This window comes from Leptospira adleri, assembly GCF_002811985.1.
GTDB lineage: Bacteria > Spirochaetota > Leptospiria > Leptospirales > Leptospiraceae > Leptospira > Leptospira adleri.
The window spans coordinates 1-4,079 of sequence record NZ_NPDU01000132.1 but is presented as its reverse complement, the minus strand read 5'-3'; the positions used below and the strand labels follow the sequence as shown (position 1 = coordinate 4,079).

The window sequence follows — 4,079 nt, the reverse complement described above, 5'->3', positions numbered from 1 at the left end:
TTTTGAAATTCTTTCTTCGTATCTCGCAGATTCCGAATCGGCGATTCTTCCTTCTTTTCCCAGACTTTTGAGCGCAGCTGAGAAGATAAAATCGATTCAACCGGATTTCGCTAAAACATTGGATTCTCTTCAGGAGATTTATATTCAGCTCAAAGAAATCAATTCTTCCATTTTGGATGAAAAAGATGAGATTTTCTTTTCGCCGGATCGTTTGCAATTCGTTCAATCTCGTTTGGATCTGATCTCCAAGTTGAAAAAGAAATACGGTTCGGATTTATCCGAAATTTCGGATTGTAAGAGAAAGGCGGAGCAAGAGCTGGAGGCGATGGAAAAAAATTCGAAGAATAAGGAATCTATGGAAGCGGAAGTGGAGAATGTCACCGCGCGGCTCGGTTCTCTTTCGATCCAGCTTTCCAAGGCCAGAAGAGAATCCCTGGTTCGATTCGAATCCTCTCTCAAATCCGAATTGGAACATCTCGGTATGTCGGGCGCCGCGGTTCAAGTCGTTCTTCGTTGGGAGCCGAGTCCCGACGGAGAGATCTCCGCATCCGGAAAGAGTTATATCGTAAACGAAACCGGACTGGATCAACTGGAGTTCTATTTCAGTCCGAATCCGGGAGAAAAACCGAGACCTCTTCGAAAGATCGCTTCCGGTGGAGAAGTTTCCAGGGTAATGCTCGCGATCCGTTCGATTTTGGGAGCTCAATCGCATCTGCGTGTTCTGATCTTTGACGAGATCGATTCCGGTTTGGGAGGGGAGATTGCGATGGACGTGGCCCGCAAACTTCGCAATTTAGCGTCCAATCACCAACTGATCCTGATTACACATCTTCAACAGATCGCTTCGGCAGCGAATGATCATCTAAAAATCAGTAAATTTGTGGAAGGCGGAAGGACATTTTCGCGAGCGGAATTTTTGAGTTTAGAGGAACGAACTTTGGAACTTGCAAGAATGATTTCGGGTCAGAGGGTATCGAAAGGCGCTCTTGAACATGCAAAGGAACTGCTGAAAAAACAGGCGGTCTGACTGCGGATCTTTGCCATCGAGGAATCCCCGCAAAAAGGGTGGGCGCAGATTAGAAAACTGTTTGGCAGTAACAAGAGAGTTTTAAACTCTACTTCTGGGAGAATTTTACTCAAATGTTTTTAGCCAAATCTGATTCTCTGATTTCTGCGATCCCTCCGGAATCGGTTCCCATCGTTATCGTTTTAGTTTCTATCGTAGGTTTTACAATCATCATCGAAAGAATGCTCTACTTTTCGAAATGGAAACCGATCACCCCCAACGATTGGCGCGCACTCAAAGACTTGTTCCGTCAGAAGAATTGGGATACTGCGACCGATTTTCTGAAAAATCTAAACAACGGACCCGCTTCCCAAGTTCTTCAGGCGGGGATCGAATCTTCTCGTAAAAATTTAGATGCCGCCGAAGAGGAAATGCTTTCCGCCGGATTCGCTCAGATTCTCAAGATGGAAAGATTTCTTTCCGGATTGGGTACGATCGCAACTATTTCTCCCCTTCTGGGAGTTTTAGGAACGGTTTTAGGAATCATTCGCTCTTTTGAAGAAGGATCCGGAACACGGGGAGCGGAAGTGGGAATCAGCGAGGCCTTGATCACCACCGCGATGGGTTTGGCGATTGCGATTCCGGCTTACGTTGCCTACAATTACTTTCAAAAGAAAAAAGAAGATACGATCGCGGAGATGGAAAATCTTTCCGGTCAAGCGATCAAATATCTCAAGTAATATGAAATTCAGAAAGTTCCGATCCTCAGCGGATAGAGTCGGCCAAATCGAATTGGCTCCTTTGATCGACGTTATTTGTTTTATAGTGATTTATTTTTTGATGAACGCTACCTTGGAAAAATCAACGGTAATGAAGATCGAACTTCCCCGATCTTCATCCACCGCCCAAGAAAAGAAAAAGGACGAACTCGTCATCACCATCAATAAGGAAGGTAAGATCTTTTTAGATAAGGACACGGATCCGGTTCCTCTTGAAAAATTAACAGAAAAGATAAACGTATTTTTAGGACCGGTGGACAAAAGAGAACCTGGAAAAAACAGAGTGATCATTCGTGGAGACGGTACGGCGAGTTATCAAACCGTAATCAAAGTAATCGATAAGGTAAACGAAGCAGGAGTGAGCAAGTTTAATCTAGCCATGGTTAGACAATCGGGAACCGGAGAAAAATAAATACCGGCCCGGCCTTCGAGCGGTTTCGATTCTGTAAGCAAATATCTGGTGGCTCATCTTTAAGTTGAAACGAACATTTTCCCTCATTCTGAAAGGATCTATTTTAGCCATCCTCTTTGGTCTTCTATTCTATTCAGGCGAGCTGACTCAACTTCTATCCAAAAGAAGCGATTATCTGGGAAAGGTAATCAAAGAAGTAAAGTTTAAAGGAAATAAAAACACCCCGGACAGCGATCTCGAATCGATGATCGACATGCGGGTTGGTAAACAACTTACGAAGAAAATTTTAGATAAGGATCTAAAATCCCTCTTTAATTCCGGTTTTTTCTATTTTGTAGATATCCAAGCGGAAGAATTGGGAGACGGGGTTCGAGTCGTGGTCGAGCTCAAAGAAAGACCGCGCGTTAAAGAAGTGGAATTTGTCGGCGCCGACGAAGTATTTCCGGCGGATCTAAGAGACAAACTTCCCCTGAAAGACAACGAAGTCATCACTCCTCAAAAAATTACGAAGTCCAGAGATCTGATTCTCCAAAAGTATAGGGACGAAGGTTTTTTTCTTGCCTATGTAAAAGTGGAATTGGGAAAACCGGATCCTAAAACGAATCTCGTTCGAGTTCGTTTTATCATAGACGAAGGAGAAGAGATTCCCGTTTCCAAGATCAACGTCTACGGAAACGAATCGGTGGAAACCTCCGAACTTCTTTCCGTAATGGAAATGAAGGAAGAGGGCGTTTTCGAAGGCGGCAACTTCAAGGAATCTTCTTTTGAAAAGGATAAGGATACGATCGTGGCGTATCTTAAGAGCAAGGGTTATTTAGACGCCGAGCTGATGAGGGAAGGAACCAACTGGGAGATTCACTGGGAAAATCCGGAAAAAAAGGACCGAAGAGTCATCATCGTCAATATCAAGATTTCCGAAGGACAAGTCTATTTTTTCAACGGCTACACGCTCAATCACGATAAAACTTTGGACGCGGAAGGACGGCCTCTCTTTTTAAACAAAGAAAACAACCCTCCCGAAACTCCGAAAGAAGATTTGAAACCTCTTTTGCCGGTGAAAGATCTGGAAAGAAATTTAGATTACAGCGATGCCGACGTTGGCGTCCTTTTTGACGAAACCCGTTTTATGCGGGATCGCGGAACGATGAACGAACTCTACAGTTCGAGAGGATATCTTTTCGCGCAGGTGATCCCGCGAAGAAAGGTAATCTCCCTCGATCGCGAAAACATAGAATACTATGAAAATTGTTACACGCGTAAAACGGAAGAAGAAAGAAAAATCTGCGAAACGGAATATTCCCAACTTCATATCAAACGCCTGAGACAACTCTATAACACCAAACCGGAGTTACACGGAAAAAAATTCGTTCACGTCGACTTCAATATCCGCGAAAACAATCTGGCTTACGTCGAAAACGTGGTGATCAAAGGAAACAAGAAGACGCAGGATCGGGTGATTCGAAGAGAATTGCTCTTCAAACAGGGAGATCTTTTTAATTCTTCTCTCGTTAACCGTTCCCGCGAAAGAATCTACAACCTCGGTTATTTTAAAGAAGTCAACTTCAACATGAGGCCCGGCTCCGATCAGACCAAAATGAATCTCATCATCGAAGTCCTCGAACAACCGACCGGAACCGTTTCGATGGGCGGCGGTTACGGAACGATCACTGGTTTTTCGATTTTTACCGAAGTAGGGGAAAACAATCTTAACGGGACCGGACAAAAGATTTCAGGAAGAATCGAGTTCGGTCCGTATCGAAGATTGTTCCAGGTCACTTGGACTGAACCTTGGCTCTATAACAAACCTTGGTCTCTCTCACTTTCTCTTTTTTATTCCTCGAGAATCTACAACGTGGGAGCCGTTTCCATCACGGAGAACAAC

At 44.1% G+C, this 4,079-nt stretch carries 4 protein-coding genes; all 4 read left to right on the top strand.

What is annotated here, in order from left to right; all coding sequences use genetic code 11:
- On the top strand, positions 1–1,027 hold a 1,027-nt coding region (locus CH376_RS23540), incomplete at its 5' end, for a DNA repair protein RecN (protein WP_243398318.1).
- Positions 1,028–1,140: 113 nt separating this feature from the next.
- Positions 1,141–1,746: a MotA/TolQ/ExbB proton channel family protein gene (locus tag CH376_RS23535; RefSeq protein ID WP_069607483.1), complete on the top strand. Its 606-nt coding sequence runs from the start codon at positions 1,141–1,143 to the stop codon at positions 1,744–1,746.
- A 1-nt stretch (position 1,747) separates the two neighbouring features.
- Positions 1,748–2,197 carry an ExbD/TolR family protein gene (locus tag CH376_RS23530; protein ID WP_100786401.1) on the top strand — a complete coding sequence of 150 codons (450 nt, stop codon included), beginning with the start codon at positions 1,748–1,750 and terminating at the stop codon, positions 2,195–2,197.
- A 64-nt stretch (positions 2,198–2,261) separates the two neighbouring features.
- Positions 2,262–4,079: BamA/OMP85 family outer membrane protein (locus CH376_RS23525; protein ID WP_165783659.1), on the top strand; the 1,818-nt coding region annotated here is incomplete at its 3' end.

Coding starts and splice junctions, on each gene's coding strand:
- CH376_RS23530 (WP_100786401.1), top strand. CDS start 1,748: ATGAAATTCAGAAAGTTCCGATCCTCAGCGGATAGAGTCGGCCAAATC.
- CH376_RS23535 (WP_069607483.1), top strand. CDS start 1,141: ATGTTTTTAGCCAAATCTGATTCTCTGATTTCTGCGATCCCTCCGGAA.